Here is a 23,233-nt window from a genome sequence, read left to right as displayed (position 1 = left end):
GGGTTCTGGTGATGGCGCTGTGGCGCAAACTTCTGATCGGTTCCCTCGGCGGGGCGGCAGCGATTGCCGCCCTCGCCTTCGGGCTCGATTATGCCGACCGTGCCTATCCGCCACCGATCGCGGTGGCGGAAACCGTCTCCAAGGAAGTGCTCGACCGCGACGGCCGCCTGCTGCGCGCCTTCGCGACCCCGGAAGGACACTGGCGGCTGAAGACCACGGCCGCCGATGTCGACCCGCAGTTCCTGCGCATGCTGGTGGCCTATGAGGACCGGCGCTTCAACGAGCACGGCGGCATCGACCCCTGGGCGCTGCTGCGTGCCGCCGGCCAGTTCATCGGCAATGGCCGCATCGTCTCGGGTGCGTCCACGCTCTCCATGCAGGTCGCGCGCCTGATCGAGCCGCGCGAAAGCCGCTCCATGACGGCTAAGCTGCGCCAGATGGCCCGCGCCATCCAGCTCGAGCGCCGGCTTTCCAAGGCGCAAATCCTCGATCTCTACCTGACGCTCGCCCCCTATGGCGGCAATCTGGAGGGCGTGCGCGCCGCAAGCCTCGCCTGGTTCGGCAAGGAGCCGAAGCGGCTTTCGGTGGCCGAGGCCGCCCTGCTCGTCGCCCTGCCGCAGCTGCCGGAAAAACGCCGGCCGGACCGCCATCGCGACGTCGCGGAAAAGGCCCGCGAACGCGTGCTGACCCGCCTTGCCGTCTCTGACATCATCGGCGAGGGCGAGGCCGAACGCGCCGGCCTGGAAGCCGTGCCGGACCGCCGCCGGCAGCTCCCCTCCTACGCCGCGCATCTCTCGGAACTGGCGCTGCGCAAGGACCCGAAGGCGATCAAGCACGAGACCTCACTCGACCGCACGGTGCAGGACGGCCTCGAAACCGTCGCCCGCGAGGCGGCCGAGCGGCTCGGCCCGAAGATTTCCATCGCCATGGTGATGGCCGATGCCCGCACCGGCGAAATCCTCGGCGAAGTCGGTTCGGCGGATTATTTCGACGGCAGCCGCGCCGGCTGGATCGACATGACGCGCATCCGCCGCTCGCCCGGCTCGGCGCTGAAGCCCTTCATCTACGGCCTTGCCTTCGAAGAGGGTCTTGTTGCGCAGGAAACCATTGTCGAGGACCGCCCCGCCGATTTCTCCGGCTATCGCCCGCGCAATTTCGACATGACCTATCAGGGCGATATCAGCGTGCGCAAGGCGCTGCAATTGTCGCTCAACGTGCCCGCGGTGCGCCTGCTCGAAGCCGTCGGCCCGACGCGGATGATGGTGCGCTTCCGTCGCGCCGAAGTGCGCCCCGAACTGCCACCGGGCGAAACGCCGGGCCTCGCCATCGGCCTCGGCGGCCTCGGCATCACGCTTCGCGACCTGACCCAGCTCTATGCGGCGCTCGCCAATCGCGGCATGCCGGTGCAGCTCGGTGATGGCATCACAGGCGATGCCAAGGTGATCGTTGGTGATCCGCTGCTCGATCCCGTCGCCGTCTGGCAGGTTTCCGACGTCCTCTCCGGCGTCACCCCACCGACCGGCAGCCGCCGCCTCGGCATCGCCTACAAGACCGGCACGAGCTACGGCTACCGTGACGCCTGGTCGGTCGGCTATGACGGCCGCCATGTGCTGGGCGTCTGGGTCGGCCGCGCCGACAATGGCGCGGTGCCCGGCCTGACCGGCTACGGCGCCGCGGCCCCCATCCTTTTCGAAGCTTTTTCACGCTCCGGCGTGGCCATCACCGCGCTTCCGCGTGCCCCGGCCGGAGCACTGCGCATCGCACAATCCGAATTGCCGGCAAGTCTCCGCCGCTTTTCGACGACAGCGAACGGGCTGGTGACGGTGGTTTCCCGCGAGCCCGCACCGCAGATCGTCTATCCGCCGGAAGGCGCCTCCGTCGAGCTCGGCGCGACAAAGGGCACCGACATCTCACCCCTCGTCCTGAAACTCCAGGGCGGCCGCGCGCCCTTCCGCTGGCTCGCCAACGGCAAAGTGCTGCCCGAGGCCTCGCGCCGGCGCACGACGCAATGGATGCCGGAAGGCGCCGGTTTCTCGACGCTGACGGTGATCGATGCGGCCGGGCGGGCGGCGAGTGTTCGGGTGTTTATCGAATAGCGGAGGTAGGCTGCCCCTCATCCGCCTGCCGGCACCTTCTCCCCGCAAGCGGAGAGAAGGAACACGCCGTAACGTTTTCCTGACTATTTAACATCGCGATGGGGCACGTCCCCTCTCCCCGCCTGCGGGGATAGGATTAGGGTCAGGGGCTTATCAATACCGCCCTTACTTCACCGTATCGGCAGGCACCCAGTTCGCCTTGCGTTTTTCCAGGAAGGCGGCGATTCCTTCTGCTGCTTCCGGCGTCTCCCAGGTATCGGCAAGCCGCGTCAGCGTCATCTCGATCACGGCATCGTCGATCGGCGAAGCGAGCGCGTGGGCCAGCGCCTTCGTCGCCGCGACGGCCTCCGGCGACGTTGCGAAATAGGGCTTGATCTCCGCCTCTACCGCCTCGTTCAGCGCCTCGGGTGCGACGACGCCGCTGACGAGACCGATGTCGCGGGCTAACGGTGCATCGAACAGCCGCGCGGATGTCGCAAAGCGCAGAAAGGCGGCGGGGCCGATGCGGGCGGCGACATAGGGGCTGATCGTCGCCGGGATGAGGCCGAGCCGGGTTTCCGTCAAGCCAAAGCGCGCGCCCTCCGCGGCGATCGCCGCATCGCAGACACTGATCAGGCCAACGCCACCGCCATAGGCCTGGCCGTTGACGCGGGCGATCAGCGGCTTGGGCAGGTCGCGCAGCGCCTTCAGCATCAAGGCGAGGCGGCGTGCCTCGGCGATGCGCGCCTCGCGGCTTGCGGCGATCTGCTCCTTCATCCAGTTGAGATCACCGCCGGCGCAAAAACTCTCTCCCTCGCCCGTCAGCACGACGGCGCGCACCGCCTTGTCCTCGCCGAGCAGGCCGGCCACGGTCGTGAGTTCGCGGATCATCAGACCCGACAGCGCATTGTGCTGCGCATGGCGGCGGAGCGTCAGGGCCGCCACGCCGCGACGATCGACGGATACGGAGATGGTTTCGAAATGCATGGTTCTCCCTCCGTTACGCGCTCTTGCGGATATCAGCCTTGCCGGTGATGCGCCGCGCGAAGGCCGCGGCCGCGGCCAACTTCTCGCGGTCAAGCCCGGTGTCATAACCCTCCGCCGCCAGCATGTCAGCGACGGCGAGCGTATCGACATTGCCGCGTGCGCCCGGCGCATAGGGGCAGCCGCCGAGGCCGCCAACGGAGGCGTCGAAGACCGTCAGCCCATGATCGAGCGCCACGCGGATATTGTCGAGCGCCAGCCCGTTCGTATCGTGGAAATGGCCGGCAAGGTTTTCCGGGAAGGCGACGGCGAGCACGACATCCAGCATGGCTGCGACTTCGGACGGGCGGGCGCGGCCGACCGTGTCGCCAAGGCTCACCTCATGGCAGCCGAGGCGCAGCAATTGGCTCGTTACGCGCGCCACCGCGCAGGGCTCCACCGGCCCGTCATAGGGGCATTGCACGACGCAGCTGACATAACCGCGAAGCAGGATGCCGTCCGCCCTCGCCGCTTCCGCCACCGGCCGGGCGCGCTCGATGCTTTCGGCAATCGAGCAATTGAGATTGGCGCGGGAAAAGCCTTCGGACGCCGAGAGGAAGACGGCGACCTCATTGACACCGGCCGCCTTCGCCGCCTCGTATCCCTTCATATTGGGCACCAGAGCCGCATAGGAAATGCCGGGCCGGCGCTTGATACCGGCCATGACCGCCGCGCCATCGGCCAGTTGCGGCACCCATTTGGGGCTGACAAAGCTCGTCGCCTCGATGCGCTGGAAACCGCAGTCGGACAACCGGTCGATCAGCGCGATCTTGTCGGCGGACGCGATGATCGCCTTCTCGTTCTGCAGCCCGTCGCGGGCGGCCATTTCGACAATCTCGATGCGTCCGCTCATGCCGCCTCCTCGGGCTCGAGCGACAGAAGCAGCGCCCCTTCCGCCACCTGATCGCCCACCGCCACGGGAAGCGTGGCCACCACGCCATCGCGCGGTGCGGCCAGCACCAGTTCCATCTTCATCGCCTCCATGGTGACCAGTGCGTCACCCTTGGCAACGCGCGCACCCGGCGCGGCCGAGACGATGCGCACCAGTCCGGGCATCGGCGCGACAAGCCGGTCGCCGCCGGACGCCGCCTCGTCATGATGGCCCGCCTCTTCAGCAAGCGCGAAGGCATGGCCGTGACCGCCAAAGAAGACGGCGATGTCGCGCCCCTCCCGGTGAACCGTTGCCGAAAACACATGCCCCTCGAAATCGGCCCGGACCGAACGGCCGTCCGCCGATTGCACGCGCAGCTCCGTCTCGATGTCATTGTGCTCGACGCAGAAGCGATCCGGCGCGAGCATCGTCACGCGCAGCGCATGTTCCGCGCCGCCATGGTCGAGAAAAACGGTCTGCACCGGCGCACCCCAGAGGCGGAAACCGCGGATTTTCCCCCAAGGATCCGGATCGGCTGCGGCCTTCAGAAAGCCCAGTACCGAAAGAGCGGCGAGCGCAAAGACCTCTTCGGGCGCTTGCGGATCAGCCAGCAGGGTCTCGCCGGCCCGACCGATCAGGCCGGTATCGACATCGCCGACGGCAAAGGCCGGATGGCGGCAGAGGCGCACGAGAAAGCCGGCATTGGTCGTCAGCCCGCCGACGCGGCATTGTTCCAGCGCCGTCTCCAGCCTAGAAAGCGCCTCCGCGCGGCTGCGGCCGTGGGTGATGACCTTGGCGATCATCGGATCGTAGAAGGGCGTGATGTTATCGCCGGCCCGCACGCCGGAATCGATGCGGGCACCGTCCGGCACATCGAAAACCGTCAGGCGGCCAATGGCGGGAAGGAAATCACGCGCCGGATTTTCCGCATAGAGCCGCGCCTCGAAGGCCCAGCCATCAATAGTCAGCTCCTCCTGCCGCTTCGGCAAGGGTTCGCCGGCTGCGACACGCAACTGCCATTCCACGAGGTCGAGGCCGGTGATCGCCTCCGTCACGGGATGCTCGACCTGGAGCCGCGTGTTCATTTCCATGAAGTAGAAGCGGTCCTGCCGAAGCCCCTCGGAGACATCGGCGATGAATTCCACCGTGCCCGCGCCGCTATAGCCGATGGCCGCAGCCGCACGCACCGCTGCCTGCCCCATGGCCGCGCGCATTTCCGCCGTCATGCCGGGCGCCGGCGCTTCCTCGATGACCTTCTGATGGCGGCGTTGCAGCGAGCAGTCGCGCTCGAAGAGATGCACGACATTGCGATGCCCGTCGCCAAAGACCTGCACTTCGATATGGCGAGGTTTGGCCATGTATTTTTCGACGAGCACGCGGCCGTCGCCGAAGGCGCTCTCGCCCTCGCGACGGGCGCTTTCCAGGGCAGCGGCGAAATCGGCGGGATCGTCCACCCGCCGCATGCCCTTGCCTCCACCGCCGGCACGCGCCTTGATCAGCACGGGAAAGCCGATCGCCGCGGCCTCGCCGGCCAGGAATGCGTCGTCCTGCTTTTTACCGTGATAGCCGGGCACAACGGGCACACCCGCCTTTTCCATCAGCGCCTTGGCGGCATCCTTCAGGCCCATGGCGCGGATGGCATTGGCCGAGGGGCCGATGAAGACGAGACCGGCGGCCTCCACCGCCTCGACGAAATCGGGGTTTTCCGAGAGGAAGCCGTAGCCGGGATGCACCGCCTGCGCGCCGCTCGCCTTGGCCGCCTCGATGATCGCGGCAACGTTCAGGTAGCTTTTCGCCGCTTCCGCCGGGCCGATGCGGATCGCCTCGTCGGCCGTCTCGACATGCAGCGCGTCACGGTCGGCGTCGGAATAGACGGCGACCGTCGCCACGCCCATGCGCCTTGCAGTGCGGATAACGCGGCAGGCGATTTCGCCGCGGTTGGCGATGAGGATTTTCCTGAACATCCCGGCTCCGCTTCTCATTGCGCTGCGATGGCCTCGACTTCGAGCATCCATTTCTCGTCGAAGATCGCGGCGATGACGACGCTCATCGCCGGTGCGACGGCGCCGAGATACTCGCTGCGGATCTCGCGATTGGCCATGGTGTGATGCCGGTCGGCGAGGAAAGTCGTGACCTTGACGAGATCGGCCTTCGACATGCCGGCCGCCTTCAGCTGCGCATCGATATTGCGCCAGACGAGCCGTGCCTGGTCCTCGAAACTCTCCGGCACCGTGTCATCGCCGGACACCGGGATTTGGCCGCTGATGAACAGCAACGTCTTAAAATCCGTAAGCTTCACGGCCTGCGAATAGCCGCCACGCGGGGCGGGTGCGTTCTTGGCATTGATGGTTTCGCGGTTCATGACATTGCCTCCTCTACATCCTGAAGATGCCGAAACGGGTGGGCTCGATGGGTGCATTGAGCGCCGCCGAAAGCGATAGCGCCAGCACATCACGCGTCTTGCGCGGATCGACGATGCCGTCGTCCCAGAGCCGCGCCGAAGCGTAAAGGGGATGACTCTGGCGGGCGAACATGTCGATGGTCGGCTGCTTGAAGGCGGCCTCCTCCTCGCCGCTCCAGCTGCCGCCCGTGCGCTCGATGCCCTCGCGCTTGACGGTCGCGAGTACCCCGGCCGCCTGCTCGCCGCCCATCACGGCGATGCGGCTGTTCGGCCAGGTCCAGAGGAAACGCGGCGAATAGGCCCGGCCGCACATGCCGTAGTTGCCGGCACCATAGGAGCCGCCGATCAGCACCGTCAGCTTGGGCACATTGGCGGTAGCGACAGCGGTCACCAACTTCGCACCATTCTTGGCGATGCCTTCCGCCTCGTATTTGCGGCCGACCATGAAGCCGGTGATGTTCTGCAGGAAGACGAGCGGTATGCCGCGCTGGGCGCAGAGCTCGATGAAATGCGCGCCCTTCAGCGCCGCCTCGGAAAACAGCACGCCATTGTTGGCGATGATACCGACAGGCAAGCCATGCAGGGCCGCGAAGCCGCAGACCAGCGTCGTGCCGAAGCGCGCCTTGAACTCGTCGAAACGCGAGCCGTCGACCACGCGGGCGATCACCTCGCGCACGTCATAGGGGGTGCGCGTATCGGCCGGCACGATGCCCAGCAGTTCTTCGGGATCATAGAGCGGCGCATCGCCCGCACCCGATTTCGTAACCTCTGGCTTACGCGTATTGAGGTTGGCGGCGATCTGGCGGGCGATACCCAATGCATGACGGTCGTCGCGGGCGAGATGATCGGCAACGCCGGAAAGGCGGGTGTGCACATCGCCGCCACCCAGGTCTTCGGCCGTGACGATCTCGCCCGTCGCGGCCTTCACCAACGGTGGGCCGGCGAGGAAGATGGTGCCTTGATTTTCGACGATGACGGTCTCGTCGCTCATGGCAGGCACATAGGCGCCACCTGCCGTGCAGCTGCCCATGACGACGGCGACCTGCGGGATGCCTGACGCAGACATCTGCGCCTGATTGTAGAAAATGCGGCCGAAATGATCGCGATCGGGAAAGACCTCGTCCTGGTTCGGCAGGTTGGCGCCGCCGGAATCGACGAGGTAGATGCAGGGCAGCCGGTTCTCCGCCGCGACTTCCTGCGCGCGCAAATGCTTCTTCACGGTGATCGGATAATAGGTGCCGCCCTTCACCGTCGCATCATTGCAAACGATCATGCATTCGCGACCCGAGACGCGGCCAATGCCCGCGATCATGCCACCGGAGGGCGAGGCGCCGTCATAGAGGCCGTGGCCGGCGGTGAGGCCGATTTCGAGGAAGGGCGAGCCGGGGTCGAGCAATTGCGCGACGCGGTCACGCGGCAGCAGTTTTCCCCGCGCAACATGGCGTTCCCGCGCCTTCGCCCCGCCCCCATCCATGGCGAGACTGGCGGCCTCCTCGACCAGTTTCAGCGCATCGAGCATCGCCTTGCGATTGGTCTCGAAGGTCTCGCTGCGGGTGTTCACGGCCGAGGGGAGGACCGGCATCACAGCGTCTCCTGGAAGATTTCGCGGCCGATGAGCATGCGGCGGATTTCGGAGGTGCCGGCGCCGATCTCGTAGAGTTTGGCGTCGCGCAGCAGGCGGCCGGTCGGGTAGTCGTTGATATAACCGTTGCCGCCGAGCGACTGGATGGCCTCGAGCGCCAGCTTCGTCGCCATCTCGGCGGAATAGAGAATGCAGCCGGCGGCATCCTTGCGGGTCGTCTCGCCACGGTCGCAGGCGGTGGCAACGGCATAGACGTAAGCGCGGCAGGCGTTCAGCGCGACATACATGTCGGCGACCTTGCCCTGCATCAGCTGGAACTCGCCGATCGGCCGGTCGAACTGCCTGCGCTCATGGATATAGGGCACGACCACATCGAGGCAGGCCGCCATGATGCCGAGCGGGCCGCCCGAGAGCACGACACGCTCGTAGTCGAGGCCGGACATCAGCACGTTGACGCCGCGCCCGACGGTGCCCATCACGTTCTCCTCCGGCACCTCGCAATCGGTGAAGACCAGTTCACCGGTGTTGGAACCGCGCATGCCGAGCTTGTCGAGTTTCTGGGCGGTCGAAAAGCCCTTGAAGCCCTTCTCGATGAGAAAGGCGGTGATGCCGCGCGGGCCTGCATCCGGGTCGGTCTTGGCGTAGACCACCAGCACATCCGCATCCGGCCCGTTGGTGATCCACATCTTGTTGCCGTTCAGCACATAGCGATCGCCGCGTTTGTCGGCGCGCAGCTTCATCGACACGACGTCGGAGCCCGCCCCCGGCTCGGACATGGCGAGCGCGCCGACATGTTCGCCGGAAATCAGCTTCGGCAGGTATTTTTCACGCTGGGCAGGCGATGCGTTGCGCACGAGCTGGTTGACGCACAGATTGGAATGGGCGCCGTAGCTCAGGCCCACCGAGGCCGAGGCGCGGCTGATCTCCTCCATCGCCACGCAATGGGCGAGATAGCCCATGCCGGAACCGCCGAACCCTTCGGGGGCGGTGATGCCGAGCAGGCCGAGATCGCCCATTTCGCGCCAGAGCGGCATGGGGAAATTGTTGCTCCGGTCGATTTCGGCGGCCTGCGGCGCGATGCGGTCCGTCGCGAACCGCCGCACGCTTTCCCTGAGCGCCTCGATATCCTCTCCGAGCCCGAAGCTCATGCCTGCGTCGTACATGTCCGTCCTCCCCTCGCAATCGTCAGGCGATTGCCTTTTCCTTTTCTTCCGTCCTGTCGAAAGCCGCTCGCTTTTCGGCCTCGCGCGCCTTCACGCGCTTTGCCGCCTCTTCCTTCACGGGGCCGTAGCCCCTGATCTCGCCGTAAAGCGAAAGCAGTGTAACGGCGGCGTCGAGATTGTCGCGGCGAAGACCTTGCAGCACATGCGCGACCAAGGCCTCGTAGTCGGCGATGAGCTGGCGCTCCATGCGGCGCTCGGCGGTGCGGCCGAACGGATCGAAGGCCGTGCCGCGCAGGCCCTTGAGGCTTGCCAACACACCGAAGGCCGGCAGCATCCAGCGGCCGAAGCGGCGCTTGCGCGGCCGGCCATTGGCATCCTCGCCCTTCAGGAAGGGTGGGGCGAGATTGAAGGCGATCTTGTAGTTGCCGTCAAACTGCTCGGCGAGACCGGCCTTGAAGGCGGGGTCGGTGAAGAGCCGGGCGACCTCGTATTCGTCCTTGTAGGCCAAGAGCTGGGCATAGACATGCGCCACCGTGCGCAACAGGCGATCATCCGGGCTGAGCGCCTTTTCCGCGTCCCGCACCCGCTCCACCAGCGCCCTGTAGCGGCGGGACAGCGCCGCATTCTGATAGGCCGTCAGGTACTTTGCGCGGTGCGCGATCAGATCCGTCGTCGGCATCGTTTCCAGCGTCGCGACTGGCTTGCCGGGATGCAGCAGGCGCTCGGCGCGGGCGGGATCGGCGGCGATGAGGCGGCCCCAGCTGAAGGCGGAGAGCGTGGCGTCGACGGCCACGCCGTTCAGTGCGATCGCCTGCTCGATCGACTGGCGGGTCAGCGGGATCAGCCCCTTCTGCCAGGCGTAACCGGTCATCAGGATGTTGGTTGCCATGGCATTGCCGGCAACCTTTTCGGCAACCGTCGTGAAGTCGAGCAGAGTGGACGCCTCACGCAGCGCCGCGCGCACCGTGCTCTCCACATCGCGGCGGCGGAAATCGAAATCGCGCTTGCGCACGAAATCGGCGACCGGGGTCAGCCGCGTGTTGATCACGCCCGTCGTGCGGTGGTGGTCGCAGAGCGTCACCGCATCCTTCGAGGAGGCGACCACATCGTCGGCGGCGATCAAGAGGTCCGCACCGCCGGTGATGATGCGCGGCGAGGAGACGTCCTGGTCGTGCAGGCCGATACGCAGGTGGCTCATGACGGCACCGCCCTTCTGGGCGAGGCCGGCCATGTCCAAAATCATCGGCGACTTGCCATCGAGATGGGCAGCCATGCCGAGGATGGCGCTGATGGTGAGAATACCCGTGCCGCCGATGCCGGCGATGGCGATGTTGTAGGACCGGTCACCGATCTTCACGATATCCGGGTCCGGGATGCCTGATATGTCCGGGTTCGAGCGCGCCGCCTTGCGCAGCCGGCCGCCCTCCACCGTCACGAAGGACGGGCAGAAGCCCTTGAGGCAGGAATAGTCCTTGTTGCAGGTCGACTGGTTGATCTTGCGCTTGCGGCCGAGTTCCGTGTCGAGCGGCTCGACGGAAACGCAGTTCGACTGGGTGGAACAGTCGCCGCAGCCCTCGCAGACGGCGGGATTGATCATAAGGCGGACCGGCGGGTCCTCCATCAGGCCGCGCGAGCGACGGCGGCGCTTTTCGGCGGCACAGGTCTGCACATAGACGATGGCCGAACAGCCGGGCGCCTCTCTGATGTCGCGCATCACCCGGTCCAGCTCGTCGCGGTGGCGTACGATGGTGCCGGGGGCGAGCGTGGAGGACGAATAGGCTTCCGGGTGGTCGGAGACGAGATAGATCGGCGCGACGCCCTCATCGAAGAGCTGGCGCGTCACCGCCTCGGGGCTGATCGGCCCGTCGACGGCCTGGCCGCCGGTCATCGCCACCGCATCGTTATAGAGGATTTTGTAGGTGATGTTGACGCGGGCGGCGACCGACTGGCGGATCGCCAGAATGCCGGAATGGTAATAGGTGCCGTCGCCGAGATTGACGAAGATGTGCTTCTCGTCGGTGAAGGGCGCGATGCCCGACCACGGCACGCCCTCTGCGCCCATATGGGTGAAGGTCGCGGTATCGCGGTCCATCCACTGCACCATGTAGTGACAGCCGATACCGGCCGTCGCGCGACTGCCCTCAGGCACCTTGGTGGAGGTGTTGTGCGGACAGCCGGAGCAGAAATACGGCACGCGCTCGATGGGCGCGGCATGCGTCTTGCGAATTTTTTCGCGCTCAAGAAGGTAAGCGAGCTCATCGGCGATGACCTTCTTCAGCCCAGCATCGAATTCGAAATGCAGGAGCCGCGCGGCAATCGCCCGCGCCACCATGCCGACCGTCAGCGCCTGCGATAGCGGCAGGAACGCGTGGTCGTCATGGTCGAACTTGCCGATGATGCGCGGCCGCTCGCCATGGTGCCAGTTGAAGAGCTGCTGCTTGATCTGGTTTTCGATGATCTCGCGCCGTTCCTCGACGACGAGCACTTCTTCCAACCCTCGCGAGAACTCGCGCACGCCTTCCGGCTCCAGCGGCCAAGGCATGCGGACCTTGTAGATGCGCATGCCGATCTCGGCCATCTCCGCCGGGCCGAGCGACAGCTCCTTCAGCGCCTGCAGCACATCCTCATAGGCCTTGCCCGAGGCGATGATGCCGAAGCGGGCGCGCGGCACGTCATGCGTCACCTCGTCCACCTTGTTGGCGCGGGCAAAGGCGATGGCCGCATACCCCTTGTAGGTCTGGAGACGCTCATCCTGCGGCAGCGGCGGATCGGGCCAGCGCAGATCGAGGCCGCCCGGCGGCAACTCGAAATCCTGGGGAATGACGAACTGGCGGCGCTCGCCGGCAAGGTCCACCGAGGCGGTCGTCTCGACCGTGTCGGAAATGAACTTCATGCCGACCCAGCAGCCCGAATAGCGCGACATGGCCGTGCCGAGCAGGCCATATTCGACGAATTCGTGGATGGAAGAGGGATAGAGCACCGGAATGACCGCCGACATGAAGGCGTGGTCGGACTGGTGCGGGATGGAGGACGATTTCGCCGAATGGTCGTCGCCGGCAAAACAGAGCACGCCGCCATGTTTCGAGGTGCCGGCGGCGTTGGCGTGTTTCAGCACGTCGCCGCAGCGGTCCACGCCCGGCCCCTTGCCGTACCAATAGCCGGCGACGCCGTCGTAACGCGCGCCGGGCGACAGGTGCAGCTGCTGGGTGCCCCAGACGGCGGTGGCGGCGAGATCCTCGTTGACACCGGGCCGGAACACGATGTCGTGCGCCGCCAGGTGTTTTCCGGCTTTCGCCAGCTGCTGGTCGTAGCCGCCAAGCGGCGATCCGCGATAACCCGAGATGAATGCGGCGGTGTTCAGGCCCGCGGCGCGATCGCGCCGCATCTGAACAATCGGCAGGCGCACCAGCGCCTGAATGCCGGAAAGGAAGATCCTCCCACTTTCCGCCGTATACTTGTCCTCGAGAGAAAAGCTCTGCTTCAGCATGACTTCCTCCTCGATGGCCCTCCTCCACGAAAGCCATCCTTCCTATGTAGGAGCTTACGCAGAGATTGGGAGGAGCGGGTCCTTATTTTCCCCTTGCAACATCACGATTTAGGGATGGCATCCGCAAAACCGGCCGGCAAATGCAACGCCATCCTACTGCGGCGTCAGATCGGAACCCGGTGCGTGTTCTTGAGTTCGTCGAGCGCGAAGCTGGAATTGACGAAACCGACGCCGGGAAGACGCAGCAGCGCCTTCTTCAGGATTTCCTCGTATTGCCGCACACTGCTTGTCAGCACGCGCAGCACATAGTCGTGGTCGCCGGTCATGGAATAACACTGCACGACTTCCGGCATGTTCTTCACCGCCTTCTCGAACTCCAGGAGCGTCGCCTCGTCATGCTGCTTCAGCCGCACGAAACAGAAGACCGAAACCTCGTACCCGACGAGCTTCGGCTCGATGGCGATGATGCGGCCGCGGATGATGCCCTGTTTCTCCATCTCCTTGATTCGCCGCCAGCACGGCGTATGGCTCAAGCCCACGCGCTCGCCAATCTCGGCAACCGTCAGCTCCGGCTCCGTTTGCAGGAGGCGCAGGATCTTGCGGCTCGTCTCGTCCAGCCCGCCCTCGGCCATGTCAAACCAGCCCGCGCGAGGAGAGATTGCGCATCAGCGCGGCGATGCCGAAGGTCCAGGGCGGGCATTCGGTGGAGAGGCGCACCGTATTGGCAAGCGCGCCCAGTTCCGCATTGGAGATCACCACCCGGTCGCCCGTCTTGTGGGTAAAACCCTGCCCCGGCGCATCGCGATCCTCGACCGGCGCAAACAGCGTGCCCATGAACAGCATGAACCCGTCAGGATACTGATGATGCTTACCGATGGTCTGCGCGACGAGATCGAGCGGGTCTCGGCTGATCTCACGCATCGCGCTGCGGCCCTTCAGCACGAAGCCGTCCTCCCCCTCGATCATCAAATCGAGATCGGCCTTGCGCACATCGTCGATCGAATAGGTCTCGTCGAACAGCCGGATGAACGGGCCGATGGCGGAGGAGGCATTGTTGTCCTTCGCCTTGCCGAGCAGCAGCGCCGAGCGCCCCTCGACATCGCGCAGGTTGACGTCGTTGCCGAGCGTCGCGCCCTTGACGCGGCCTGCGCTATCCACGGCCAGCACGATTTCCGGCTCCGGATTGTTCCACCTGGAAACCGGGTGCAGCCCGACCGACGCGCCCCAGCCGACCGACGACAGCACCGGTGCCTTGGTGAACACTTCTGCATCCGGCCCGATGCCGACTTCGAGATATTGCGACCAGACGCCCTCCTCGATCAGCGCCGCCTTGACCTTGGCGGCCGCTTCGGAACCCGCCTTCAGATCGCGCAGGCTGTCACCGATGATCGCGGTGACGCGCCCGCGCGCCTTTTCCGCCAGCGCCGGATTGCCGGCCGCCTTCTCCTCGATCACGCGTTCGATCATCGAGCGGGCAAAGGTCACGCCGCAGGCTTTCACGGCCTGCAGATCACAGGGGGCCAGCAGATGCAGGCGCGAGAAATTCCCGGCGCCCTCGACGGACGCCTCCAGCACGGCATCGAGCGTGCCGAGCGATTCGCAGGGGGCGGCGCGCGAAATCGCGACCGGATCGTCCTTTTCCAACAAGTCCCGCATGGTCGGAACGTCGTTCGAGGTGATGTCGCAGAGCCTGCCATCCCTGAGCACCACCACCGCCGGCCCCTGCACATCCGGCCGCCAGACGCGCCCGACAAACGTCCCCCGCGAAAAATCACCTGCCGTCACGCGCCGCTCCTCCACAATCGTCGTTGGACGTTGTAACGCGAAAAGGGCGGACGGGAACAGGGTGAAGATGCCGATCAACTGTTCCAGCGATTAGTTGTTCACTTGAGGTATCTGGTGGATTGGATTTAGAATGAATCATCCGGCTCTGCTGTACGGATTTTGCAGATGTATTCGTGGGCGTGAGGCGCTCAGCGTCTTGAGCTGCGGGCATCCTCTCGACTTGCCTATTGGTCCGGTGGGTGATTCGGTTTGGTCAGTCGGTGCTTTGTACCAGTTGCTTCGTAGATTATGTCAAAGCGCATCAGTCGAATATGGTGTTGCGGTTGCCCGACTGATCGGAGAAATTGATACCATTGTCAGTCAAGATGGCAGACCTGATAAGGCATGGTTTAGACTTGTGCTGTGAGGACTCCCAGCAGTCTTTTTGTCAGCATGAAATGCCTCTCATTTTGACCGGACAGTCGAAAAGAGGGCTCAAGCATAAGCTTGGGGGACAGACTTATGTCTAACGAGTATCAACGCGTCGAGATGATCACGGGTGACGTCTGCTGTGGACGGTGGACAATTGAGCAGAAGCTGCCGATCATCGAGCAGATTTTCGAGCCAAGCGAAACTGTATCTTAGACCGCTCGCCGCCATGGCGTTGCTCCCAATCTGGTTTACCGGTGGCGCAAGCTGTAGAATGATGCAGGTACTGCAGCGGCGGATTCTGTCGAGCCGGTTGTTGGCACTTCGGAAGTGAAGCTGGAAGATCGTAATCGCAATTCTGGAGCGCGTACTCGGCCGCAAGACGATAGAGGTCGATATACTTGGTGAGTCTCTGTCCAAAGCCTGATTCGACTGATCGGGGTGACTATCCCGCCTTTTCTGGAACACGCGCCTCGATCGGTGCATGGATGCGCTTCAATCCAGTCCCTCGAACAAGGCCGAGAACTGGGCGGCCGTCAAAATGCATTGCAGCATTCGGCCTGAAACGAGAGCGACAGCAGCGAGATAATTCGTGGCAAGGCGGTGGTATCTTGTGGCGATGCGCCGCCAGTTTTTGAGCCTGCAGAACAAGCGCTCAATGACGTTCCTCTGCTTGTATGCGCCTTGATCCAGCGGGTAAGATTTCTTTCATGCCTACGATGATGGGATGATCGCCTTTATGCGGGCTTGCCTAGCCAGTCTCGAAGGCTGTCAGCATTATATACCTTGTCGGCGAGAAGACGCTTTGTGGGGCGAGCGATCTCCAGCAAAGGAATTGCCATTCTGATGTCTGAGACATTTCCCGGCGTCAGGCTGAAGGCGACCGGTCTGCCGCGATCATCGGCCAAGCAATGGATTTTGCTTGTTCGTCCACCGCGAGACGTACCAATAGCTTGTGCCCAAGCCCCCCTCTGAGCCTTGTGCAGAGCGATGCGCTTTGATGTGCGTGCTATCGATAGATAGCTCATGCGGGACCGGCCCCTTGGCAGCCATCTTCTCGAAAATACGGTGCCAGATACGGCGGCGTGCCCGGTGATATCGGCTGTAGACTGTCTTTGCAGGGCCGTATTCAGCCGGGACATCACGCCAGCGGCAGCCGACTTTCAGGACATAGAGAATGCCCGAGATGATGCGCCGATCATCGACGCGCGGAGCACCCGGCTGGTTCTTGGGAATATGAGACTCGATTGCCGACCAAGCCTCATCCGAAAGCCAGAAAAGATCGCTCACCAAGAGCCTCCCTGCGGTCAAAACCGAATAAGCAAGGAACCAGCCAATATCGGCAATAGTTTGATCAGGTCCCCATCCTAGGGGAACTCGCATCCTCAAGCCGTTTGGAGACCAGACACACGATATTTTCCCAAAAAATAACTAACGTCATTTGCGCCAATTATAGATTCCTGCGAATATTGATCAAGCGGATTCATACGCCCCCCTCTCTTACCAATAGGTCGAACGATGCCCTCTCATCATATTTCTTGCAAAATTTTCAATGATTTTTTCAGTGCTTGCTACGGGGATTAACGTTATGCCTAACATTAATAAAATAATATTATACAATGCGCTTCACAAGGTTCTTTCCTTATTATTTATCATTATCGGTTCCACCGCTCTACCACATACGCTGTGTGCAAAAGAAAAATATCCGCCGAAATGGTTGTTTAAGTCAAATTTTTCAGAATGCTATAGGATTCCAAGCCTAGTCTCTATTGGGGTAAATCTTATAGCGGTTGCAGAGAGGCGCCATGGAACAAGCGAAAGCAATCCAGACCAGCCTTCTCTTGCGAAGAAAGAAAATTTTAACTCAAAAAAATGCATGGATTGGGGGTACATTGATCTTGTGATGCGCCGCTCTGTAGACGGGGGTCGTAGTTGGAACGAGCAGACATCGATAGTTAGATACAGTAATTTTTTGCAATCACCCTTTAACATGGCTCTGGCAGGCAATCCAACGTTACTGGAAACGAAAGGAAAATTGATACTTTTATTCAACGTCACCAGAAGTTCTGGTGAATATAATGGAGCCAAATGCTCAACGAAACAGCCCCCCGTAACTTGTGGTTATTATTTTTCCAACCAAATATGGAAGATTGAGAGTAGCAATCTTGGCTCGACATGGACTTCGCCAGAACTGGTCGATATCTCTACGCCTGTAACGGATATGGTTCGGGTTGGGCCTGGTCACGGAATTGTATTGTCCAATGGCGACCTTCTAGTCCCCGGCTATCCTTGGTTACTTAAGTCAAGTGACGGCGGTATAACTTGGAGGAAGGCGGCAACGACGCGTAATTCTCCGCTTCGCGGAGGCGAGACGGCTGCAGTGGAAATCCGGCCTGGTCATGTCTGGGCTTTATTGCGGCCTACAAAACGGACTGCGATAAAGAATAGAAGTTCCTATCCTTTTCGCCTGTCCGCATCCAGTTTTGATTTCGGCGATAATTACGAGACAATAGAAGTAAACAAAGCCTTTTTGTCTCCGCTTGTGCAAGCCGGACTCACCAAATATGGTGATCGCATCGTGGCTTCCTATCCCGCCGCAAGTGCTGAGCAAACTGAAAAAGGGCCTGATAATGAGTCGATTAGAGATCGGCGCAATTTGATGCTTTCAATCAGTACTGATGATGCAGAAAGTTGGAAACGCTGCGATTTAACGGAGGGAGCCGCAGGGTATTCGGATATCGCCGCGATGCATGGGGGACTTGCTCTGATATATGAAGGTAATATCGACGGCACCCTCAAAGATGACCCTCGTCAAGGTGTGATTTACCGCTTTGTGACTGACGAATTTATGGCGACTTGTATCTCTAAATAGCTACAACCTGTTTACTAGAGCAGATTGGACTTAATCCGGATTATGTCCGGCTGCCTCGAAATAGTGCCGCCAATCCTCTGGCTTGAAAGCGGGGAGACAATTGGCGACGACGGACCAGAGTTCATCGATGCTCCTAGCCGCCCCCTATCTGAGCAGAGCCTTGAGCTTCGAGAAGGCCATCTCGATCGGGTAAAAGTCAGGGGAGTATGGTGGCAAGAACTGAACCGCACCGGGTTTGCCGGAGGCTCCAACTTCTGAGGGAGTGGAGCCGATATGAGCAAGACAACGAACAAGTTTTCACCCGAAGTCCGCCAACGCGCCATTCGTATGGTGCTTGATCACGAGGCAGAGCACCCGTCGCGGTGGGCGGCCGTTTCATCTATTGCGGGCAAGGTCGGTTGCTCGCCAGCCACGCTCCATGAATGGGTGAAGAAGACCGAGGTCAACAGCGGCAAACGAGCAGGCTTGCCGAGCGACGCGGCCGAGAAGATGAAGGCTCTTGAGCGGGAGAACCGCGAGCTTCGTCAGGCCAACGAGATTTTGCGCAAGGCGTCTGCTTATTTCGCGATGGCGGAGCTCGACCGCCCCTTCAAACGATGATCTCGTTCATTGACGAACACCGTAGCGTGTTCGGGGTCGAGCCGATCTGCAGGCTTTTGCCGATTGCCCCATCAACCTACTACGAGAACGTCGCCAAGCGCTTGGATAGGGACCGCCTGTCGGTTCGCGCCCGCAGCGATATCGGCCTGAAGATCGAGATACGCCGGGTGTTCAACAAGAACTTCCAGCTCTACGGCGTGCGTAAAGTCTGGCGGCAGTTGCAGCGAGAAGGCTACGCCATCGCCCGCTGCACGGTCGCTCGACTTATGAGGTCGATGAGCCTGCAGGGGATCATTCGGGGAAAGCCGGTCCGCACGACATTCTCGGATAAGGCAGGCCCGAGCCCACTTGACCGGGTAAACCGCCAGTTCAAAGCCCCAGCACCAAAACAGGCTGTGGGTCTCGGACTTCACCTATGTCGCGACCTGGCAGAGCTTCGTCTACGTGGCCTTTGTGATCGACGTCTTTGCCCGGCGCATCGTTGGCTGGCGGGCGAGCCGGACGGCACATGCGAGCTTTGTCCTCGATGCCCTTGAACAGGCACTTCATGATCGGCGTCCCGTTCATGGCGGCGGGCTCGTGCACCATTCGGACAGGGGCGTTCAATACGTGTCCATCCGGTATTCCGAGCGGCTGGCAGAAGCTGGCATCGAGCCGTCTGTCGGAAGTGTCGGCGACAGTTATGACAATGCCCTCGCCGAAACGATCAACGGTCTCTACAAGGCCGAGGTCATTCATCGGCGCGGACCATGGAGGAACTTCGAAGCGGTGGAATTCGCCACTCTGGAATGGGTCGACTGGTTCAGCCACCGACGACTTCTGGAGCCCATCGGAAACATACCGCCAGCCGAGGCTGAAGAACGCTACTACGCCATGCTGGACGAACCGGCCATGGCCGCATAACTCAAACCAAATGGCCTCCGGCAAACCCGGTGCGGTTCAAAGCCTAGAGGCATCCGTTCAATGCAATCGATAGCCGACCAGGGCGGTAGATACCTAGTCTGTACCAAACACGTCTCGAGTAAAAACTTTGTCACGAACATCTGTGATGTCATCAGATAGGCGGTTTGCGACGATAATGTCCGCGCGTTCTTTGAACTTAGCCAGATCGCGTACGATTTCGGAGCGAAAGAACGTGTCTCCAATGAAATCGGGTTCGTAGATAATAACCGGAATGCCCTTCGCTTTAACGCGCTTCATGATGCCCTGGATGGAGGAAGCGCGGAAATTGTCCGAATCCGCCTTCATCGTTAGGCGATAGAGACCTACAACACCAGGATTGTGAGCAACGATCCTTGCTGCAAGGAAGTCTTTTCGAGTTGAGTTGGCGTCGACAACTGCACGAATAAGATTTTGCGGCACTTCATCAAAGTTGGCTAAAAGCTGTTTGGTGTCTTTCGGAAGGCAATATCCGCCATAGCCAAAAGACGGATTATTGTAGTGCCTGCCGATTCTCGGGTCGAGGCCTACACCTTCAATAATTTGGCGGGTATCGATGCCGTGCGACATGGCATAGGAGTCAAGTTCATTAAAATATGCAACACGCATGGCGAGGTACGTATTGGCAAAGAGTTTTATCGCTTCCGCTTCACCGGAGCCAGTGAAAAGTGCGGGAATGTCCTGTTTTACAGCACCTTGTTGCAGCAGTCGGGCAAAATGCCGCGCTTCGGACGTATCGGCGCCCATCACAATCCGTGAAGGGTGGAGATTGTCGTAGAGCGCCTTGCCTTCGCGCAAAAACTCAGGCGAAAAAAATATATGGCTATCGCCCCGGGCTTTCCTCAATGCATCTGTATAGCCCACGGGAATCGTGGATTTAATAACAATCGTTGCCGTACTATTGAGCTTGCGAACTTCATTTATGACGTCTTCCACACTTTTCGTGTCGAAGGAGTTATTATCCGGATCATAATTTGTTGGCGTTGCTACGATGACAAAGTCCGCGTACGAAAAGGCTTCTACATTGTCAGTGGTTGCCTTAAGTTGGAGCGGCTTGGTGCGCAGATAGGTTTCTATATCAGGGTCGAGGACCGGGGACGTGCGCTCATTCAATTTTGCAACACGATGTGTATCGATGTCATAAGCGATGACATGGTTGTGTTGAGCAAGAAGGATAGCGTTGGCGAGACCGACATATCCGATGCCAGCTACGGTGATATTAACCATTCGAACCTCTGAGTGGCAGGTTGGCTTTATATAATGCAGCGAAGCCGAAAGCCCTCGGTTTTGGGATTCAGAGACTACGGTTTCGAAACGAGACATTCTCCCTGTAGCAGGTTTCCAGGAGAAGAAACGTTCTTATGGCGTGTTATCCGACATGTGAATGAAGGAGCTTCTGGCCCCATTTTTGAGAGCGATACGGCAACGACGACACTATCTATTCATTGAGCTACCTCGTGTCGAGTCAATCAAAGTCGAAGCCGTTGTTATGATATAGGCTGGATCGTGAGCGACTTCGACGGCGAAGCCGGAACGAAAGTATATTTTTAAACCTGCGGCTACCGCAGAAAATATCCGAATTTTAGGGCTATCAATCGAGGTGTAAGGGCGCTCGGGGGGAACCCTCGGAATTCATGGGGATGAGTAACTCTATTCTCAGTAAATGTTTTACGGCTCTCACCAAAATGCTTTCCCCATATCGCTAACCGACGGCTGGCTAAGCTGGCAGCATTCCTCGCCCCAAGAAGCCGCAGGCTGCCTTGGAAGATTTTCCAGTAGCCTGGGTAACCTTTCGAAACGTCAGGGATATCCTTCTGTCGCGATTCACCTTCGTACCGTCCACGACATCTGACTTTCGGCCTGGAATTTCGTGTGTCCAGTCATATCGGCTCGCCCCCTTCAGCAATATGCATGAGCGTGGATGGAGCAACACAGCAAGTGATCTGCAACTGGACCGTTCCCGAAAAATCATCTCGCATTGGGATAAAAGGCTTATGGAAATGATCGTGTCATCGAAACATGGCACACAATCAACGTGGGCGCTTATGCCTTGACCCGGCAAATATTCATTCGCAATCACTTGATCTGGAAAATCAACGAAATAGCCGCGCGCGACCAATCGTTCCGCAAGCGTTTCAAGCCATTCAGGTAGCTTACCCAGATAAGTGTCTGCAGTGACGGCACGCGCTCTATAGTCATAGAGATACCCAAAATGCTGCACGCGGCGCTTAAGCGTATTGCTCCATTCTCCGGCGTCGAGTCGATCTTTGATTGCCTCTTCCTCCTCTCGGGAAAGGAATTCCGTAATGTACATGGCACCCGGAGGTAGGATTGCCGCATCTAAGGCGTGATCCATTTATGACCAATCCTCTCCTTTAACCGAAAAACGTAGGTCACAAATTCGTCGCTCTCGTCGACGGTTCCAACGCCGTCGTCCTTCGTCTTCACATGCGAGTAACCCACATAGTCCGAAAAGCGGAACGGATAGGCAACAGGCAATGCGTAATTATTGCGCTCGACCGCCCCATCCATATCAAAAGCTCCATCATAGTGGGAGCTATTTACGACGGTAATCGCGACTTGCCCTTCGCCTGAAAGATGCGCCGCTGCACTCTTAAGAAAACACCGCACCAGGATATGGTTGGGATTTCGCCCGTAACGAGGGTTACGACTGCCGACATTCGGGAACTGAAAAACGATTAAATCAAACCGTCTTCGGCCAAACCACTGGGATAGATTTGTGGCATCAACACTTGCCATCGTGCGAACGCCTCTGCTCCGCAGAACTCTCGCATTTTGGCTCGTAATATCTGAATACTCATTCGTTGGCTGAAAGGTCGTCGCCGTCATGTTCGATGTTGCGCTACCCAGTAAATCCGAGAGGGCTACGGAAAACTGAAGTTGCCTTCTCCCACTAGGAGTGTTGGCCCGGATTTCGCTACCGCTTTGAAATCGAAAGGTGCCTTAAAATCAAGAGCGCGTTTTAGCGCGATCGCGGAAAGCCAAAATCTTTGCCAGGCAATATTGTCGGCGATCCTTCGAACAGCATGATCACCCTTAGACATTGTGCCTTACCTCATGATCCGCTCATTTTTCACAAGCGTCTCATGAGAGATGGCGCCGAGGACGCTAACCTATCGATTAAGCAACCACTTCGCGTCGCAGAGAAATTTCAATTTCGTTAAGGCTTTGAAATTATTGCAGTTAATTTTCTTAGCATCTCTTGCCCGATTGAGAGAAATGTCGTGAGTAAAATTTTTCATCCCCGCGGAGCTAATCGGTGAACGAAATTTTAAGCAGCTGTGTCCCTGTAGGTGGGCGCTGAACACGGCCATCCCGAGAAAGAGCTTTTCGTCCACCTGGTGCGGGATGAATTCGCTCAACGCTCGTGGCGATGAGCGGTGCAAATTCTTCCGGCGTAAAGCTTGGGCGTCGATCGTCGACCCTCTTCCGGACCTTGATGTCGGGGATTTCGATCTTGCCGGTGTATCCCCCACTTCAGAGCCTGCTGGAAAAGGGCTCGAACGATCACAAGCTCGCCACGCTGGCGACTTATAGAAGGCACCTCGTGCTTGGCAGAGCGCCGCGGGATTTTGCCACCGCGTTCATAGCGGATGTATCCGATGTCTTTTCCCGGCCCGGTCGTCCAATAGGTTCGTCGCCATTCGATATAGCGTTCAATATCCGGTTCGCGGATTGCATCGATGGACTTGTCGCCCAAAAAGCCGATGAGATACCGGCGAATGACTGGAGGCCAATCCCTCGGTTGGTACTCGCTGCGATTACCACGCTCGCTCTCGCTTTCAACAAGCTTGATGAACTCCTCTGCGACTTCATGAAAAGGATGGATAGTCGCTGTCAGTCCGTTCTTTACGCGATAGTCCGCCTCACTCCACATCTGATACGCCCGATGATGGGCCTCGTCATAGTCATCGGTGTCGAGGCTTTTCCTGATCTGCTTGCCACCGGATGAAAAGCGCACGGACCAGATACTGTCTCCGGGTTGCCGAAAAAAAGGCTAAAAGGT

At 60.5% G+C, this 23,233-nt stretch carries 15 protein-coding genes, 3 pseudogenes and 1 other annotated feature; of the genes and pseudogenes, 4 read left to right on the top strand and 14 right to left on the bottom strand.

Annotated elements, in window-relative coordinates; all coding sequences use genetic code 11:
- The first annotated feature begins 11 nt into the window (after window positions 1-11).
- Complete coding sequence (pbpC, locus tag D0Y60_RS06745) at window positions 12-2,096, top strand: penicillin-binding protein 1C (protein ID WP_117368040.1); 2,085 nt, start codon at window positions 12-14, stop codon at window positions 2,094-2,096.
- Between the two features lie 165 nt (window positions 2,097-2,261).
- On the opposite strand, the gene D0Y60_RS06740 is transcribed toward pbpC, so the two are convergent.
- From D0Y60_RS06740 to D0Y60_RS06700, 9 genes are all read right to left on the bottom strand, one after another.
- Entirely contained in the window at window positions 2,262-3,062 is an 801-nt protein-coding gene (locus D0Y60_RS06740) for a crotonase/enoyl-CoA hydratase family protein (protein WP_117368038.1), read from the bottom strand.
- A gap of 13 nt (window positions 3,063-3,075) precedes the next feature.
- Window positions 3,076-3,951 carry a hydroxymethylglutaryl-CoA lyase gene (locus D0Y60_RS06735; RefSeq protein WP_117368036.1) on the bottom strand — a complete coding sequence of 292 codons (876 nt, stop codon included), beginning with the start codon at window positions 3,949-3,951 and terminating at the stop codon, window positions 3,076-3,078.
- Window positions 3,948-5,933, bottom strand: coding sequence for an acetyl/propionyl/methylcrotonyl-CoA carboxylase subunit alpha (locus D0Y60_RS06730; protein ID WP_117368034.1), 1,986 nt, complete (start codon window positions 5,931-5,933; stop codon window positions 3,948-3,950). The genes D0Y60_RS06735 and D0Y60_RS06730 overlap by 4 nt, the downstream gene beginning before the upstream one ends.
- Before the next feature lie 14 nt (window positions 5,934-5,947).
- Complete coding sequence (locus D0Y60_RS06725) at window positions 5,948-6,331, bottom strand: RidA family protein (protein WP_117368032.1); 384 nt, start codon at window positions 6,329-6,331, stop codon at window positions 5,948-5,950.
- Window positions 6,332-6,344: 13 nt separating this feature from the next.
- Window positions 6,345-7,952, bottom strand: coding sequence for a carboxyl transferase domain-containing protein (locus D0Y60_RS06720; RefSeq protein ID WP_117368030.1), 1,608 nt, complete (start codon window positions 7,950-7,952; stop codon window positions 6,345-6,347).
- Entirely contained in the window at window positions 7,952-9,100 is a 1,149-nt protein-coding gene (locus D0Y60_RS06715; RefSeq protein WP_199564124.1) for an isovaleryl-CoA dehydrogenase, read from the bottom strand. The genes D0Y60_RS06720 and D0Y60_RS06715 overlap by 1 nt, the downstream gene beginning before the upstream one ends.
- Window positions 9,101-9,137: 37 nt before the next feature.
- Window positions 9,138-12,602: an indolepyruvate ferredoxin oxidoreductase family protein gene (locus tag D0Y60_RS06710; RefSeq protein WP_117368026.1), complete on the bottom strand. Its 3,465-nt coding sequence runs from the start codon at window positions 12,600-12,602 to the stop codon at window positions 9,138-9,140.
- Window positions 12,603-12,766: 164 nt separating this feature from the next.
- Window positions 12,767-13,234, bottom strand: a complete 468-nt coding sequence (locus D0Y60_RS06705) for an Lrp/AsnC family transcriptional regulator (RefSeq protein WP_117368024.1) — start codon at window positions 13,232-13,234, stop codon at window positions 12,767-12,769.
- Between the two features lies 1 nt (window position 13,235).
- Window positions 13,236-14,387 carry a fumarylacetoacetate hydrolase family protein gene (locus tag D0Y60_RS06700; protein WP_117368022.1) on the bottom strand — a complete coding sequence of 384 codons (1,152 nt, stop codon included), beginning with the start codon at window positions 14,385-14,387 and terminating at the stop codon, window positions 13,236-13,238.
- Between the two features lie 501 nt (window positions 14,388-14,888).
- On the opposite strand from D0Y60_RS06700, the pseudogene D0Y60_RS24835 reads away from it, so the two are divergent.
- Window positions 14,889-15,219 (top strand): annotated as a pseudogene (locus tag D0Y60_RS24835) (transposase); the annotation flags it as partial.
- A 71-nt stretch (window positions 15,220-15,290) separates the two neighbouring features.
- On the opposite strand, the pseudogene D0Y60_RS06685 reads toward D0Y60_RS24835, so the two are convergent.
- Window positions 15,291-16,085: pseudogene (locus D0Y60_RS06685) on the bottom strand (IS5 family transposase).
- Window positions 16,086-16,383: 298 nt separating this feature from the next.
- Between D0Y60_RS06685 and D0Y60_RS06680 the strand changes: the two are divergent.
- The gene (locus tag D0Y60_RS06680; protein ID WP_158565414.1) at window positions 16,384-17,667 is read left to right on the top strand and encodes a sialidase family protein; all 1,284 of its coding nucleotides are present in this window, start codon (window positions 16,384-16,386) and stop codon (window positions 17,665-17,667) included.
- 273 nt (window positions 17,668-17,940) lie between these two features.
- Window positions 17,941-19,170 (top strand): annotated as a pseudogene (locus D0Y60_RS06675) (IS3 family transposase).
- Window positions 18,222-18,338, top strand: a sequence feature (AL1L pseudoknot). Its footprint overlaps the pseudogene before it by 117 nt.
- A gap of 93 nt (window positions 19,171-19,263) precedes the next feature.
- Here D0Y60_RS06675 and D0Y60_RS06670 read toward each other — a convergent pair.
- From D0Y60_RS06670 to D0Y60_RS24585, 4 genes are all read right to left on the bottom strand, one after another.
- A complete protein-coding gene (locus D0Y60_RS06670) occupies window positions 19,264-20,433 on the bottom strand; it encodes a nucleotide sugar dehydrogenase (RefSeq protein WP_117368018.1) in 1,170 nt (389 codons plus the stop codon).
- Window positions 20,434-20,923: 490 nt separating this feature from the next.
- A complete protein-coding gene (locus tag D0Y60_RS06665; RefSeq protein WP_117368016.1) occupies window positions 20,924-21,562 on the bottom strand; it encodes an alpha-ketoglutarate-dependent dioxygenase AlkB in 639 nt (212 codons plus the stop codon).
- A complete protein-coding gene (locus D0Y60_RS06660) occupies window positions 21,547-22,140 on the bottom strand; it encodes a Rossmann-like fold-containing protein (protein ID WP_117368014.1) in 594 nt (197 codons plus the stop codon). Before D0Y60_RS06660 ends, D0Y60_RS06665 begins: the two co-directional genes overlap by 16 nt.
- Window positions 22,141-22,585: 445 nt before the next feature.
- A complete protein-coding gene (locus D0Y60_RS24585; protein WP_147324500.1) occupies window positions 22,586-23,188 on the bottom strand; it encodes a hypothetical protein in 603 nt (200 codons plus the stop codon).
- Window positions 23,189-23,233 lie beyond the last annotated feature (45 nt).

The organism is Shinella sp. WSJ-2, from assembly GCF_003432075.1.
Taxonomy (GTDB): Bacteria; Pseudomonadota; Alphaproteobacteria; order Rhizobiales; family Rhizobiaceae; genus Shinella.
This window is presented reverse-complemented; position numbering and strand designations above follow the sequence as displayed.

What these genes read in the sequence shown, in the direction of transcription:
- D0Y60_RS06730 (WP_117368034.1), bottom strand. Translation starts at nt 5,933, where the DNA reads ATGTTCAGGAAAATCCTCATCGCCAACCGCGGCGAAATCGCCTGCCGC.
- D0Y60_RS06715 (WP_199564124.1), bottom strand. Translation starts at nt 9,100, where the DNA reads ATGAGCTTCGGGCTCGGAGAGGATATCGAGGCGCTCAGGGAAAGCGTG.
- D0Y60_RS06705 (WP_117368024.1), bottom strand. Translation starts at nt 13,234, where the DNA reads ATGGCCGAGGGCGGGCTGGACGAGACGAGCCGCAAGATCCTGCGCCTC.
- D0Y60_RS06670 (WP_117368018.1), bottom strand. Translation starts at nt 20,433, where the DNA reads ATGGTTAATATCACCGTAGCTGGCATCGGATATGTCGGTCTCGCCAAC.
- D0Y60_RS06680 (WP_158565414.1), top strand. Translation starts at nt 16,384, where the DNA reads ATGCCTAACATTAATAAAATAATATTATACAATGCGCTTCACAAGGTT.
- D0Y60_RS06735 (WP_117368036.1), bottom strand. Translation starts at nt 3,951, where the DNA reads ATGAGCGGACGCATCGAGATTGTCGAAATGGCCGCCCGCGACGGGCTG.
- D0Y60_RS06710 (WP_117368026.1), bottom strand. Translation starts at nt 12,602, where the DNA reads ATGCTGAAGCAGAGCTTTTCTCTCGAGGACAAGTATACGGCGGAAAGT.
- D0Y60_RS06665 (WP_117368016.1), bottom strand. Translation starts at nt 21,562, where the DNA reads ATGGATCACGCCTTAGATGCGGCAATCCTACCTCCGGGTGCCATGTAC.
- D0Y60_RS06740 (WP_117368038.1), bottom strand. Translation starts at nt 3,062, where the DNA reads ATGCATTTCGAAACCATCTCCGTATCCGTCGATCGTCGCGGCGTGGCG.
- D0Y60_RS06725 (WP_117368032.1), bottom strand. Translation starts at nt 6,331, where the DNA reads ATGAACCGCGAAACCATCAATGCCAAGAACGCACCCGCCCCGCGTGGC.
- pbpC (WP_117368040.1), top strand. Translation starts at nt 12, where the DNA reads ATGGCGCTGTGGCGCAAACTTCTGATCGGTTCCCTCGGCGGGGCGGCA.
- D0Y60_RS06720 (WP_117368030.1), bottom strand. Translation starts at nt 7,952, where the DNA reads ATGCCGGTCCTCCCCTCGGCCGTGAACACCCGCAGCGAGACCTTCGAG.